Genomic DNA, 13,551 nt, shown 5'->3' with positions numbered 1-13,551 from the left:
CTGCGCCTCGCTCAGGTGCGGGTTGGCCCAGTTCGACGTGGCGGCCTTCTTCGATTTGAGGAAGCGCCGGTTGAACAGCACCGCCACGGCGCCTTTCACGCCCATGTCCTTGCGGTAGCCGCGTTCGCGAAACACGGTGTTGAGCTCCAGCACCGCGGCCGGCTCCACGGCAAGTTTGGAGACGATGCGTTTGGTGTCGTCGCCCAGACCAAAGCCGGCCTTGGTGTGAGCACCGTTGGCCAGCAAGGCCGCCACCTGGTCGCGGCAGGCTGGGTCGTGCAGCTGGAACACCCAGGCGCGCTGCAGCGTGGCGAGCTGAACGATGTGTGGCCCGTCGGAGAGCTGGTCCTTGAAGAAAGTGGGCTTGGACTCGGTGTCAAACCCCCAGACGGCTTGGTCCATCAGTTCGGCGCAGGCTTCGCGCGCCTGCGCAGCGGTGTTCACCAGCACGATGCGGTCCAGGCCCAGGCGCTCAAAAGGTTCGAGCAGGGCGATCTCGTCCTTGCTGGGCGTGGGGTGTTGTTCGCGGGCTGTCATGTGCGACGCAGGATACCCCGGCGCGCATAATCGCGCCCTTCATTCCCGGACTTGTTCCCTGACTTCGCGCCGCCCGCGCCAGACCGCCATGAGAAAAACCTTTCAGCTGACCCAAGAGGGCCGCCACCCCGACCGCGTGCTCGAGGCCGTCAAACACGAAATCCGCAAATACCTCAAGCGTGAGCGCCGCCGCGACTTGCCGGAAGGGGTGGATTTTCTGGACTTCGACTGCCGCTGCGGCGCGACGAAAGACACAGCCGAGGTGGTGCATCTTTCCGCCCTGATGAGCCGGTTGGACGAGGTGGCGAAAGAGGGCGCCACCGAGGCCTACGTCGAGGTCCTGGCCAAGCCCGGCGTTCGCCAGGCCCGCCCGCCCGGCACCAGCGCCAAAGATGACCATCCGGCACAATCTGCCGATGCTCCCGATCACACTGCCCCAACCACCGAAGACCCCGCTGCTTGAGGTGGACAACGGGCCACCCGCCGAGGGTGAGTTCGTTCGCTTTCCTGGCTCGCCTTTCGAGCTGTTTTTGCCCTATCCGCCTGCGGGTGACCAGCCCGAGGCGATCCGCCAGCTGGTGGAAGGCGTCAACGACGGCGAAGTGTTCCAGACCCTGCTGGGCGTGACCGGCTCGGGCAAGACCTTCACCATGGCCAACGTGATCGCGCGGCTCGGCCGCCCGGCCATCGTGTTCGCGCCCAACAAGACGCTGGCCGCGCAGCTCTACAGCGAGTTCCGCGAGTTCTTTCCGAAGAACGCGGTCGAGTACTTCGTCAGCTACTACGACTACTACCAGCCCGAGGCCTATGTGCCGCAGCGCGACCTGTTCATCGAGAAGGACAGCGCGATCAACGAGCACATCGAACAGATGCGGCTGAGTTGCACCAAGAGCATTCTGGAGCGGCGCGACGTGATCATCGTGGCCACCGTCTCGGCCATCTACGGCATCGGCAAGCCCGAGAGCTACCACCAGATGGTGATGACGCTGCGTGTGGGCGACAAGGTCGGCCAGCGCGACCTGATTGCGCAGCTGGTGCGCATGCAGTACGCGCGCAACGAGCAAGATTTTTCGCGCGGCAAGTTCCGCGTGCGCGGCGACACCATCGACGTGTTTCCGGCCGAACATTCCGAGATGGCGATCCGCATCGAGCTGTTCGACGACGAGGTCGAGACCCTGCAGCTGTTCGACCCGCTCACCGGCAAGGTGCGGCAGAAGATCCCCCGATTCACGGTCTACCCCAGCAGTCACTACGTGACGCCTCGCGAGCAGGTTCTCAGTGCGGTCGAAGCGATCAAACTGGAACTGGCGGACCGGCTCAAGGAGCTGGTGGGCATGGGCAAGCTGGTGGAGGCGCAGCGGCTGGAGCAGCGCACGCGTTTTGATCTGGAAATGCTCAGCGAGGTCGGCCACTGCAAGGGGATCGAGAACTACTCGCGCCACCTCTCCGGCAGCCTGCCGGGCGAGCCACCGTCCACCCTGACCGACTACTTGCCCAAGGACGCGATGATGTTTCTGGACGAGAGCCACGTGCTCATTGGCCAGTTCGGCGGCATGTACAACGGCGACCGCGCGCGCAAGACCACGCTGGTGGAATACGGCTTTCGCCTGCCCAGCGCGCTGGACAACCGACCCTTGAAGTTCGACGAGTTCGAGCAGCGCATGCGCCAGGTGGTGTTTGTCTCGGCCACGCCGGCCGACTACGAGAAGACGCATGCCGGCCAGGTCGTCGAGCAACTGGTGCGGCCCACCGGACTGGTGGACCCTGAACTCGAAGTTCGTCCCGCCACCCACCAGGTGGACGATGTGCTGCAGGAGATCCGCATCCGCGTGGAGAAGAACGAGCGTGTGCTGATCACCACTCTGACCAAGCGCATGGCCGAGCAGCTCACCGACTACCTGACCGAAAACGGCGTGAGGGTGCGCTACCTGCACAGCGACGTCGATACGGTGGAGCGGGTGGAGATCTTGCGCGACCTGCGCCTGGGCGCTTTCGACGTGCTGGTCGGCATCAACCTGCTGCGCGAGGGCCTGGACATTCCCGAGGTGTCGCTGGTGGCCATTCTCGATGCCGACAAGGAAGGCTTCCTGCGCTCCGAGCGCAGCCTGATCCAGACCATCGGCCGTGCCGCGCGCAACCTCAATGGCCGCGCCATTTTGTACGCCGACCGCATCACCGAGTCGATGAAGAAGGCGATCGACGAAACCAACCGGCGCCGCACCAAACAGGTGGCGCACAACCTGGCCATGGGCATCGAGCCGCGCAGCATCAACAAGCGCATCAAGGACCTGATCGACGGCGTTTACAGCGAGAAGGCGGGCAGGGAAGCCGATCGCCTGGCTGCCGAGAGCGCGCACCGCGCCAGCATCGACGAGATGAGCGAGAAGGACGTGGCGCGTGAGATCAAGCGGCTTGAAAAGCTGATGCTGGAGCACGCGCGCAACCTCGAATTCGAGAAAGCGGCCAGCGTACGCGACCAACTGGGGCGTCTGAAGGCCTCGGTGTTTGGCGCGTCTGGCATGGACAACGTCGCCTGAACCCGGGCACTGAAACGTGCCCGGCCCACAAGCAGCCGCGCGTTGCGCTCGTGAAGCGACTTTGTTTTTCCCTTGTGGCTGAACGAACTGTGCGAAAACCAGTCTCACTTGGGCGTCCGCCCAGTGAGCTGCGACCATCCAGTATCTTTGTGATCTTTGTGGTCATAAACGCTGTTTGTCATGGACAAACAGCGTTTATGGTTTAAGATGCTGAGCAAATCACTAGGCTTTTACGCTATACTCGACGAAAACAGTCGGGAAAGCCTTCGATGAAGCGACCAGCATCGGTCGGGGTGGGCGGAGAAGGGGTTCAAGGGGTCAAACCCGTGGGCCAGTCAACGACAGTCAAGCCAACATTCAAGGAGCTTGAAAAATGCGCCTCACGACCAAAGGCCGCTTTGCGGTCACAGCCATGATTGACCTGGCCCTGCGCCAGAACAACGGACCCGTCACGCTCGCGGCCATCAGCCAGCGACAGCAGATTTCGTTGTCCTACCTTGAGCAGTTGTTCGGCAAGCTGCGCCGCCACGAACTCGTCGAATCGACGCGTGGGCCGGGCGGTGGCTATACCCTGGGCCGCAAGGCATCAGAGATCACCGTTGCCGACATCATCGTGTCGGTGGACGAGCCGATCGATGCCACGCAGTGCGGCGGCAAGGAGAACTGCATGGGCGAAGGACACCGTTGCATGACGCACGAACTTTGGGCCGCGCTGAACACCAAGATGGTCGACTTCCTTGACTCCGTGTCCCTCCAGTCACTGGTGGACGACCAACTCGCCAAAGGCGTGGTGGTGGAGAACGCACCCATGATCAAACGCGCGATTTCCAGCGCGCCGGTGGTCAAGCCCATTCGCGTGAACGCGCCCAACTCGGTGTTTGCACTGGGTGGAGCCGCGTTCTCCAAATGAGCTTGCGGGCCCGGAGCTCTGCTCCGGGCTGCACGAAGCAGTTTCATCGTCATCCATTGTTCGAACAATCCAGCCAGCCCCGAGGCCGTCAGCCATGAGCACTCCCCACTTCCCCATCTACATGGACTACAGCGCCACCAACCCCTGCGATCCGCGGGTGGTGGACGCCATGATTCCCTGGTTGCGCGAGCACTTCGGCAACCCGGCATCGCGCAGCCACGCATGGGGTTGGGAGGCCGAGAAGGCCGTAGAGACGGCGCGCGAACAAGTGGCCGCCCTGATCAACGCCGATTCGCGCGAAATCGTCTGGACCAGCGGTGCGACCGAGTCCAACAACCTCGCCCTCAAGGGTGCAGCGCATTTCTACAAGACCAAGGGCAAGCACCTCATCACGGTGAAGACCGAGCACAAGGCCGTGCTCGACACCTGTCGTGAGCTGGAGCGCCAGGGTTTTGAAGTGACCTACATGGATGTGCAGGCCGATGGGTTGCTCGATCTTGAGGCCTTCAGGGCTGCGATCCGCCCCGACACCATCATCGCCTCGGTCATGTTCGTGAACAACGAGATCGGCGTGATCCAGGACATCGCAGCGATTGGTGCCATTTGCCGCGAAAAGGGCGTGATCTTGCACGTGGACGCAGCGCAAGCCACCGGCCGTGTCGATATCGACTTGCAGACACTGCCAGTCGACCTGATGAGTTTGACCTCGCACAAGACCTACGGCCCCAAAGGCATCGGCGCTTTGTACGTGCGTCGCAAGCCGCGCATCCGCATCGAAGCGCAAATGCACGGCGGTGGCCACGAGCGTGGCATGCGCTCAGGCACGCTGCCGACCCACCAGTGCGTGGGCATGGGCGAGGCCTACCGCATTGCCAAGGCCGAGATGCATGAAGAAAACCAGCGTATCCAGGCCTTGCACGACCGCATGTTGGCCGGTCTGAAGGACGTGGAAGAGGTTTTCATCAACGGCCACGAAACGAAACGCGTTCCGCACAACCTCAACATGAGCTTCAACTATGTTGAAGGCGAGTCGCTGATCATGGGCATCAAGGGTCTGGCGGTGTCGTCGGGTTCGGCCTGCACCTCAGCCAGTCTTGAGCCCAGCTATGTGCTGCGCGCCCTGGGCCGCAGCGATGAATTGGCCCACAGCAGCCTGCGCATGACGATTGGCCGCTGGACGACCGAAGAAGAAGTTGACTACGCGATCGCCACGATCAAGGAGAACGTGGCCAAGTTGCGCGAGTTGTCCCCCTTGTGGGAAATGTTCAAAGACGGAATCGACTTGTCCACCATCCAGTGGGCAGCGCACTGAAGGAGAAAGACCATGGCTTATTCAGAAAAAGTGGTTGACCACTACGAAAACCCCCGCAATGTGGGGTCGTTTGAAAAGGGCGACGACAGCGTTGGCACCGGCATGGTGGGCGCGCCCGCTTGCGGCGACGTGATGAAGCTGCAGATCAAGGTGAACCCGACCACGGGCGTGATCGAAGACGCGCGCTTCAAGACCTACGGCTGCGGCTCGGCCATCGCCTCTTCGTCCCTGGTGACCGAATGGGTCAAGGGCAAGACGCTGGACGAAGCGGCGGCGCTGAAGAACAGTCAGATCGCCGAAGAGCTGGCGCTGCCGCCGGTGAAGATTCATTGCTCCATCCTGGCCGAAGACGCGATCAAGGCCGCGGTGGACGACTACCGCAAGAAGCACAGCCACTGAGCTGCAAGGCGCCATGTCCATTTCCATTTCCGAAGCCGCTGCGCGGCACGTCACCCGCTACATTGCCAAGCGCGGCAAGGGCGTGGGCGTGCGCCTGGGCGTGAAGACCACGGGCTGCTCCGGCATGGCCTACAAGCTGGAGTACGCCGACGAGATCGCCCCGGAAGACGTGGTGTTCGAGGACAACGGCGTGAAGGTGCTGGTCGATCCCAAGAGCCTGGCTTATATCGACGGCACACAGCTCGACTTTGTGCGCGAAGGCCTCAACGAGGGCTTTCGCTTCAACAACCCGAACGAGCGCGACCGGTGCGGTTGCGGCGAGAGCTTCCGGGTCTGATGTTTTGTAATGTCCTTTCAAGCCGCCCGCGCGTCAAAGCGTCGGCGGCTTTTGTTTTATGAACCTGAATTTGCAATCGAACGACTTCGAGATATTCGGCATTGAACCCGGCTTTGCTGTGGACCGCGACGCTCTCGATGCCCGCTGGAAGGACCTGCAACGTGAAGCCCACCCCGACCGCTTTGCCACCGCCGACGCGCAGGCACAGCGCCAGGCCATGCAGTGGTCGGTGCGCATCAATGAGGCTTACCAGCGCCTGAAGGACCCGCTCAAGAGGGCCGCGTACCTGTGCGAGATGCATGGCGCACCAATCCAGGCCGAGAACAACACGGCCATGCCGGCGGCATTCCTCATGCAGCAAATGCAGTGGCGCGAAGACCTGGAAGAAGCCAGTGGGCTGGATGATCTGGAGCGCATGGCCGACGACGTGGCCAAGGCGCGCCGCGCCATGTTGCATGGCCTGCAGACCACTGCCGACGCGCTGCGCGACTGGCCCGCACTGGCGCAGCAGGTCAGAGCCCTTATGTTCGTTGAGCGCTTTGCGCGCGATGTGGAAAGCCGCATCGATCTGCTGGGACAATAGGCGGCTGTTTTCTTTGAACCGATCGTGACCCATGGCGCTTCTGCAGATCTCCGAACCCGGCCAATCCCTCGACCCGCATCAACGCCGCGTGGCGGTGGGTATCGACCTGGGCACCACGCATTCGCTGGTGGCCGCCGTGCGCCACGGCATCTCCGAATGCCTGCCCGCCACCGATGGCCGCGTGATCCTGCCCAGCGTGGTGCGCTACCTTGATCCCGCGCAAGGCGGCTCGGGTCGGCAGATCGGTTTTGACGCGCTGGCCGCGCAGGTGCAGGACCCCGCCAACACGGTGAGCTCGGTCAAGCGCCTCATGGGTCGCACCCGCGCGCAGGTGGTCGATGTGGACAAACTCTCCTACAACGTGGTCGAACAAGACGGTATGGCCGTGGTCGAGACCGTGGCAGGCCGCAAGACACCGATGGAGGTGAGCGCCGAGATCCTCGCCACGCTGCGCTTTCGCGCCGAGGACAGTTTTGATGACGAACTGTATGGCGCCGTGATCACCGTGCCGGCGTACTTCGACGACGCACAGCGCCAAGCCACCAAAGACGCGGCACAACTGGCCGGCATCAACGTGCTGCGCCTGATCAACGAACCCACGGCTGCTGCCATTGCCTACGGCCTGGACAACGGCTCGGAAGGCGTCTACGCCATCTACGACCTGGGCGGTGGCACCTTCGATATCTCCATCCTGCGCCTCACCAAAGGCGTGTTTGAAGTCATGGCCACCGGCGGTGATTCGGCCCTGGGCGGCGACGACTATGACCAGGCGCTGGCCGCCTGGGTGCTGGCCCGGGCAGGTGTGACCGGTTCGCCCAACGCCTCGGAACGTGCCGCGGTGCATGCCGAAGCACGCCGCGTGAAAGAGGCCCTGTCGTCTTCCGCAAGTGAAACCTTTCGGGCCGTTGTGGCGGGCAAGACCCTTGAGCAGGTCGTCACGTCCACCGATTTTGAGACCTGCACGGCTGCACTGACCGCCCGCACCATGACGGCGGTGCGCAAGGTGCTGCGCGACGCCGGTATCACCAAAGACGAGGTCAAGGGCGTGGTCATGGTCGGTGGTTCAACCCGCATGCCCGTGGTGCGCCGCACCGTTGGCGAATTTTTTGGCCAGGAGCCGTTGACCAATCTCAACCCCGACGAGGTGGTGGCGCTGGGCGCCGCCATCCAGGCCAACGCACTCGCCGGCAACAGCCGAGACGGCGACCTGCTTCTGCTGGACGTGATTCCGCTGTCGCTTGGCATCGAAACCATGGGTGGCCTGGTTGAGCGCATCGTGCCCCGCAACAGCGCCATCCCGACTGCGCTCGCGCAAGATTTCACCACCTACCAGGACGGCCAGACCGCGCTGGCGCTGCACGTGGTGCAGGGCGAACGCGATCTGGTGGCCGACTGCCGCAGCCTCGCACGTTTCGAGTTGCGCGGCATTCCACCCATGGTGGCCGGTGCGGCGCGCATCCGCGTGACCTTCACGGTGGACGCTGATGGCTTGCTGTCGGTGAGTGCGAAAGAGCAGGGCAGCGGTGTTGAAGCGAGCGTGAACGTCAAGCCCGCCTATGGCCTGTCTGACGAGCAGATCGCTGCCATGTTGCAGGACAGCTTCGCCACCGCCGAGCAAGACATCAAGGCGCGTGCACTCGTCGAGGCCCGCGTCGACGCCGATCGCATGATCGCCGCCACTCGCACCGCCCTGGCTGCCGACGCCGACCTGTTGGAGCCCGGCGAGCGAGAGCAGATCGACGCCCTCATCGCTGCGCTGGCGGCCACCGCTGCAGGCGACGACGCTCAGGCGATCGAAGCTGCGACCACCGAGCTGGCCAAGGCCACCGAACCCTTCGCCGCGCTGCGCATGAACCGCGGCATCCAGCAAGCCTTGTCCGGCAAAAAACTCGAAGAAGTCTGAACCCCATGCCCATCATCAAGATCCTGCCCCACCCCGAATACTGCCCCCAGGGCGCCAGCATCACGGCGCCTGCGGGCACCTCGATCTGCGAAGCCTTGCTCGACAACAAGATCAACATCGAACACGCCTGCGACATGAGCGCGGCCTGCACGACCTGCCACGTGATCGTGCGCGAGGGCTTCAGCAGCCTGAACGAGCTCGACGAGACTGAAGAAGACCTGCTTGACCGTGCCTGGGGCCTGGAGCCGAACTCGCGCCTGTCGTGCCAAGCCATCCTGGCGCAGGGCGATGTCACGGTCGAGATTCCGAAGTACTCGATCAACCACGCCAAGGAACTGCACTGATGCGCCAGATCGTTCTTGATACGGAGACCACGGGCCTGTCCGCCGACAACGGCGACCGCATCATCGAGATCGGTTGTGTGGAGCTGCTCAACCGCAAGCTGACCGGCAACAACCTGCATTTCTACGTGAACCCGGAGCGCGACAGCCACGAGGACGCGCTCAAGGTGCACGGCATCAGCAACGAGTTCCTGCGGGACAAACCCAGGTTCGCCGCCATCGCCGACGAGTTGCTGGAGTACCTGCGCGACGCCGAACTGATCATCCACAACGCGCCGTTCGACATCAGCTTTCTCAACAAGGAACTCGATCGAATGGGCCGCCCACCGCTCAAGACCGTGATCGGCCAGGTCACCGACAGCCTGGTGATGGCCAAGGAGATGTTCCCGGGCAAACGCAACGGCCTGGACGCTCTGTGCGACCGCCTCGGCGTGGACAACTCGGGCCGCACGCTTCACGGTGCGCTGCTGGACGCCGAGCTGTTGGCCGATGTGTACATCAACATGACGCGTGGCCAGGACGCGTTGCTGATGGATCTGGGCGACGCGCCCGACGAGAACGGACTCACGGAAATGCTGGATCTGAGTGGCTTTGACTTGCCGGTGCTGCGCGCCAATGAACAGGAAGCGCTGGCGCACGACAGTGTGTTGGCCGACTTGGACAAGGCCAGCAAAGGAAAAACCGTGTGGCGTTCGCTTGAGGCAGCCTGAACACGTCGAAAACCTGGCTATAATCTGAGGCTTCCGACAGATCGACCACGCAGACGGATCCGATTTTTCGGGCGGTTAGCTCAGTGGTAGAGCACTGCCTTCACACGGCAGGGGTCGCAGGTTCGAACCCTGCACCGCCCACCAGCCCACAGCTGTGAACCAAGCCCTTGCGAGACATCGCAAGGGCTTTTTTCATGGTTCTTGCGAATCGTTGTTGCTGTTCTGCGCTGCAGCGCGCAGCTTGTCCTTCTTGCTGGGCCGTTTGCCCTTCACGCCGCCCCCAGCTTCGCTCACCGGCGCCACCTCAAGGGGCTCCAGGCCAGGGACCACCTCCAGCGGCAGGCTCAGACCCTGGCGTTTTTCGATCAGCCGCCAATGCGCCTCGGTGGCGGGCGTCACGAAGCTCACAGCCAGGCCGTTGGCGCCAGCACGGCCGGTGCGGCCGATGCGGTGCACGTAGTCCACGGCCGAGCGGGGCAGGTCATAGTTCACCACCACCGGCAGCTGGCTGATGTCGATGCCTCGGGCGGCCAGGTCGGTGGTCACCACCACGTCCCAGCGTTTCTCCTTGAACTCGTCGAGCGCCTGTTTGCGCGCGCCCTGGCTCAAGCCACCGTGGAACGAGGTCGCGTAGAGGTCGCCCTGGTGCAGTTTGGAGGCCACGCGCTCGGCCAGGTACTGCGTGGCCACGAACACCAGCACACGCTGCCAGCCTTGTGTCTTGATGAGCTGGCGCAGCAGCTGCGTGCGGCGGGTCGTGTCCACCAGATAAGCCTGTTGCACGACCACCGCCTCTTTCACGTCGACACTGGGCGCATCGATGCGCTGTGGCTCGCGCAGCAGGGTGTTGGCCAGCTCCTGCACGGCGTTCGGGATGGTGGCCGAGAAAAAGAGGTTCTGGCGCACGGCGGGCAGCAGGGCCAGCACGCGGGCCAGTTCTTCGGCAAAGCCGAGGTCGAGCAGCCGGTCGGCTTCGTCGAGCACGAGCAGTTCCACGCTGGCGAGTTTCAGGGCGTTGTGTTCCACCAGATCGAGCAGCCGCCCGGGCGTGGCGACCACCACATCGGCACCTCCGCGCAGGGCGAGCATTTGAGGGTTGATGGAAACGCCACCGAACACCACGGCGGTTTTGGTCTTGCCTGGCAGGTGTTGCGACAGGCTGCGCACGACTTCGCCCACTTGCGCTGCCAGTTCGCGCGTGGGCACCAAGACCAGCGCGCGCACGCGCCGTGGTGTGTGACCCGTGCCGACCATGAGGCGCTGCAGCAATGGCAACACATAGGCGGCGGTCTTGCCGGAGCCGGTCTGGGCGGTGGCGAGCACGTCGCCCCCGCTGAGCACCGCAGGAACGGCCGCCTCCTGAATGGGTGTGGGGGTGGTGAAGCCGAGTTCGGCAGCGGCTTGGGCGAGGGCGGGCGCGAGGCCCAGGGCGTGGAATGGCATGGTGTCGGAATGGTTCGGCCCAGTGTACCGGTCGGCCGCGCTTGACAGCGCAGGGCAGGCTACGATCCAGCCCCATGAAAAACAAGCTTTCCACCGGGGGTCTGGTGTATTCCACCGAAGCAGGCCGCATGTGCCCCGATTGCCGTCAACCGGTGGCGCAATGCGCGTGCAAACGGGCTGTTGTGCCTGCGGGTGATGGAGTGGTGCGGGTGTCGCGCGAGACCAAAGGGCGCGGCGGCAAGGCGGTCACGCTGGTGAAGGGCGTGGCGCTGATGGGCCAGGAGCTGGCCGAACTGGGCAAGCGGCTGAAGGCGGCTTGTGGATCGGGTGGCACCGTCAAGGACGGCGTGATCGAGATCCAGGGCGATCACGTGGACAAGGTGGTGGCCGCGCTCCAGGCGCAAGGCCACACCGTCAAACGCGCGGGCGGCTGAGCGCCCGCAGCGGGGTCAGAAAGTCTTGCGTCCGCTGATCAGGCGCAGCAGCACCATGACCACGGCAATCACCAGCAAGACATGAACGAAGCCGCCCAGGGTGGTGGAGGTGACCAGGCCCAGCAGCCAGAGGACGAGCAGAACGACGGCGATGGTGTACAGCATGGTGTTTCCTTATTTCAACGGGGCAATGGGAAGAGTGGGTGACCGTTTTCGAACCTGTGTCCACCAGGCCAGCGCGCCGATGGCCGTCACGGTGATCAAGGTCAACAAGGGCCGGCGGCGCAGCAGGCCCAGGCCTGTGCCCAACGCCAGAACACCGGCGGTCGAGGAGCGCGCAACGCGCGGCTTCATCCACCACTTCGTGAGCGCCCCCACGGCCAGACTGGCCAGGGGATGGCTGCCGATGCTTCTGACCCACGGCAATGCCGCGAGTTGGCCAAGGCCGCTGTGGGCAAACGCGTCGCGCCGGTCTTGATCGTGGTCGAGCCACTGCACCACCAGGGCGCGACTGCGCTCCAGGCGTTGCCGGGCAGATTCGGGTCGGTTCATGGTGCGGTGGTCCGGCGCAGCAGCGCAGCGTCTTGTGCAAACTGCTCACGCAAGGTGGCAAAGGCCGGTGGCGCGTTGTCACCTTTCGCCGCGAAAAGTGCAAAGGCACCCAGCACGGCAGGCAGCAGTGGGGTGAACCACAACAGCCAAGGTTGCTGCAGTGAGCCTGCGGGCAATGCAGCCCACAACAACACGGCCACACCGCCCAGGATGGCTGCCACCATCAGGCCCAGGAGCCCGACGATCTGCAGTGTGATGCGGCGTTTGAATTGCAAACCGCTGCTGGTCATTTCTTCAGCCAGCAAACCGGCGTAGCCGGCCGCGTGCTCCGCGAGCAGTTGCGGCTGTGACGCCGCCAGGCGGAACACGGGGTGAAGCATGGGCAGGGCCTGTGCGATCAGCGACCGTTGTGGTTGTTGCGGCTGAACAGCGCCACCAGCGCCATCAAACCTGCACCCACGGCAGCGGCCATGAGCACCGACTTCATGGGCTCATGCTGGATGTAGGTGGTTGCGGTGTCCCGGGCGTGCAGCGATTTCTCGCGCAGCTGACCCGACGCGTCGCGCACCTTGTCCATGCCACGGTGCAGCAGTGCGTCCGATTCGGAAGCGAGTTGACGCAGGGCGTTGCCGGTCTCCGAGCGTGCGTGCTCAAGGCCGCTGGACACCTCTTGCAAGCCTTGGCCTATGCCCTGGCGTGCTGTGTTGGCAGCACGTTCGGCGGTTTGGGCCACGCTGGAGAGTTCGTCGCGGACGGATTTGTCAGATGTGATCATGAGCGTCTTTCGTGAAGGGGTGGGAAGGAGTCGAAAGCCGGCCGAAGCCGGCATCGATCACTTGCCGACCTGGTTGCCGATCAGGCCACCGATGGCTGCGCCACCCAGTGTGCCGATGGTGCTGCCACCCGTCAGCACAGCGCCGCCCACGGCACCAGCACCTGCGCCAACGGCGGTGTTCTGGTCTTGGCGAGACATGCCGCTGCAGGCGGTGAGGCCAGCCAGCAGGGCGATGGATGCTGCGATCGTCATTGAGCGCGTTGCAATGGATTTCATGGTGATCTCCTGAATGGATAAAAAGGGGAGCGCGAGGCTCAGGTCACTTCTTCAGACGCATGTCGTTCTTGACCGAGGTCACGCCGGAAACGCCTTGCGTCACAGCGACGGCGCGCTGGATATCGGCTTGCGAGTTCACGAATCCGCTGAGCTGCACGGCGCCCTTGAAGGTCTCGACGTTGATTTCGGCGGACTTGAGGGATGCGTCGTTGAAGATCGCAGCCTTCACCTTGCCGGTGATGGCGGTGTCGTCGATGTACTGGCCGGCGCTGGCCTGCTTGGGGCCGGTGGAGCAGCCTGCCAGGGTCATGACGGATGCGGCAACGGCGAGCATGGCGATGGGGAAGAATTGACGTGTTTTCATGGTGTTCCTTGGAGTGGTTGGGTCGCGTGGCCCAACGTTTTCGCAAGGTCACCGCATGGTGCGGGGCATCAAGCCCCGGCGCCAATGTGTTGACTCTAAAAGGAGATTTCGCAACCGTCTGTGCGCTGACGCACCTTC

The 13,551-nt window shown here is 63.6% G+C and carries 19 protein-coding genes and 1 tRNA gene; 12 read left to right on the top strand and 8 right to left on the bottom strand.

Annotated features, from left to right (window positions below; translation table 11 throughout):
- A partial coding sequence (locus tag Q0C59_RS14740; protein ID WP_291216703.1) for a 3'-5' exonuclease occupies positions 1-537 on the bottom strand: 537 nt, incomplete at its 3' end.
- 88 nt (positions 538-625) lie between these two features.
- Between Q0C59_RS14740 and Q0C59_RS14735 the strand changes: the two genes are divergently transcribed.
- The 11 genes from Q0C59_RS14735 to Q0C59_RS14685 all read left to right on the top strand — a co-directional run bounded on the left by Q0C59_RS14735 (position 626) and on the right by Q0C59_RS14685 (position 9,713).
- Positions 626-1,000 (top strand): DUF6172 family protein, encoded by a 375-nt coding sequence (locus Q0C59_RS14735; RefSeq protein ID WP_291216706.1) that lies wholly within the window; start codon positions 626-628, stop codon positions 998-1,000.
- Positions 954-3,074 carry an excinuclease ABC subunit UvrB gene (gene uvrB, locus Q0C59_RS14730; protein WP_291216701.1) on the top strand — a complete coding sequence of 707 codons (2,121 nt, stop codon included), beginning with the start codon at positions 954-956 and terminating at the stop codon, positions 3,072-3,074. Before Q0C59_RS14735 ends, uvrB begins: the two co-directional genes overlap by 47 nt.
- 373 nt (positions 3,075-3,447) lie before the next feature.
- Positions 3,448-3,984 carry a Fe-S cluster assembly transcriptional regulator IscR gene (gene iscR, locus Q0C59_RS14725; protein ID WP_291216699.1) on the top strand — a complete coding sequence of 179 codons (537 nt, stop codon included), beginning with the start codon at positions 3,448-3,450 and terminating at the stop codon, positions 3,982-3,984.
- A gap of 94 nt (positions 3,985-4,078) precedes the next feature.
- Positions 4,079-5,296, top strand: coding sequence for an IscS subfamily cysteine desulfurase (locus tag Q0C59_RS14720; protein WP_291216698.1), 1,218 nt, complete (start codon positions 4,079-4,081; stop codon positions 5,294-5,296).
- Positions 5,297-5,308: 12 nt separating this feature from the next.
- Entirely contained in the window at positions 5,309-5,695 is a 387-nt protein-coding gene (gene iscU / locus Q0C59_RS14715; protein ID WP_069046695.1) for a Fe-S cluster assembly scaffold IscU, read from the top strand.
- Between the two features lie 13 nt (positions 5,696-5,708).
- Positions 5,709-6,032, top strand: coding sequence for an iron-sulfur cluster assembly protein IscA (gene iscA, locus Q0C59_RS14710; RefSeq protein ID WP_069046694.1), 324 nt, complete (start codon positions 5,709-5,711; stop codon positions 6,030-6,032).
- Between the two features lie 64 nt (positions 6,033-6,096).
- Positions 6,097-6,615 carry a Fe-S protein assembly co-chaperone HscB gene (gene hscB, locus Q0C59_RS14705; RefSeq protein ID WP_291216705.1) on the top strand — a complete coding sequence of 173 codons (519 nt, stop codon included), beginning with the start codon at positions 6,097-6,099 and terminating at the stop codon, positions 6,613-6,615.
- A 31-nt stretch (positions 6,616-6,646) separates the two neighbouring features.
- Positions 6,647-8,518, top strand: a complete 1,872-nt coding sequence (gene hscA, locus Q0C59_RS14700) for a Fe-S protein assembly chaperone HscA (protein ID WP_291216696.1) — start codon at positions 6,647-6,649, stop codon at positions 8,516-8,518.
- A gap of 5 nt (positions 8,519-8,523) precedes the next feature.
- Positions 8,524-8,862 carry an ISC system 2Fe-2S type ferredoxin gene (gene fdx, locus Q0C59_RS14695; RefSeq protein WP_291216694.1) on the top strand — a complete coding sequence of 113 codons (339 nt, stop codon included), beginning with the start codon at positions 8,524-8,526 and terminating at the stop codon, positions 8,860-8,862.
- The gene (gene dnaQ / locus Q0C59_RS14690) at positions 8,862-9,569 is read left to right on the top strand and encodes a DNA polymerase III subunit epsilon (protein ID WP_291216692.1); all 708 of its coding nucleotides are present in this window, start codon (positions 8,862-8,864) and stop codon (positions 9,567-9,569) included. Before fdx ends, dnaQ begins: the two co-directional genes overlap by 1 nt.
- A gap of 69 nt (positions 9,570-9,638) precedes the next feature.
- Positions 9,639-9,713: transfer RNA gene (locus tag Q0C59_RS14685), tRNA-Val, on the top strand.
- Positions 9,714-9,761: 48 nt separating this feature from the next.
- Here Q0C59_RS14685 and Q0C59_RS14680 read toward each other — a convergent pair.
- Entirely contained in the window at positions 9,762-11,012 is a 1,251-nt protein-coding gene (locus Q0C59_RS14680) for a DEAD/DEAH box helicase (protein WP_291216691.1), read from the bottom strand.
- Positions 11,013-11,086: 74 nt separating this feature from the next.
- Here Q0C59_RS14680 and Q0C59_RS14675 point away from each other — a divergent pair, with 74 nt between their 5' ends.
- Complete coding sequence (locus Q0C59_RS14675) at positions 11,087-11,446, top strand: translation initiation factor Sui1 (protein ID WP_291216690.1); 360 nt, start codon at positions 11,087-11,089, stop codon at positions 11,444-11,446.
- Positions 11,447-11,461: 15 nt separating this feature from the next.
- On the opposite strand, the gene Q0C59_RS14670 is transcribed toward Q0C59_RS14675, so the two are convergent.
- The 6 genes from Q0C59_RS14670 to Q0C59_RS14645 form a co-directional block, all read right to left on the bottom strand.
- Positions 11,462-11,611, bottom strand: coding sequence for a lmo0937 family membrane protein (locus tag Q0C59_RS14670; RefSeq protein ID WP_291216689.1), 150 nt, complete (start codon positions 11,609-11,611; stop codon positions 11,462-11,464).
- A gap of 9 nt (positions 11,612-11,620) precedes the next feature.
- Positions 11,621-11,998: a hypothetical protein gene (locus Q0C59_RS14665; RefSeq protein WP_291216687.1), complete on the bottom strand. Its 378-nt coding sequence runs from the start codon at positions 11,996-11,998 to the stop codon at positions 11,621-11,623.
- Complete coding sequence (locus Q0C59_RS14660) at positions 11,995-12,378, bottom strand: hypothetical protein (RefSeq protein WP_291216686.1); 384 nt, start codon at positions 12,376-12,378, stop codon at positions 11,995-11,997. Before Q0C59_RS14660 ends, Q0C59_RS14665 begins: the two co-directional genes overlap by 4 nt.
- Positions 12,379-12,395: 17 nt before the next feature.
- Entirely contained in the window at positions 12,396-12,773 is a 378-nt protein-coding gene (locus Q0C59_RS14655; protein WP_291216684.1) for a hypothetical protein, read from the bottom strand.
- A 57-nt stretch (positions 12,774-12,830) separates the two neighbouring features.
- Complete coding sequence (locus Q0C59_RS14650; protein ID WP_370654291.1) at positions 12,831-13,025, bottom strand: glycine zipper 2TM domain-containing protein; 195 nt, start codon at positions 13,023-13,025, stop codon at positions 12,831-12,833.
- 67 nt (positions 13,026-13,092) lie between these two features.
- A complete protein-coding gene (locus Q0C59_RS14645; RefSeq protein WP_291216681.1) occupies positions 13,093-13,413 on the bottom strand; it encodes a BON domain-containing protein in 321 nt (106 codons plus the stop codon).
- Positions 13,414-13,551: the final 138 nt, after the last annotated feature.

The organism is Hydrogenophaga sp., from assembly GCF_022844385.1.
GTDB lineage: Bacteria > Pseudomonadota > Gammaproteobacteria > Burkholderiales > Burkholderiaceae_C > Hydrogenophaga.
Note: the sequence above shows the minus strand (reverse complement) of the source record. Positions and strands in the feature narration are given on the sequence as shown.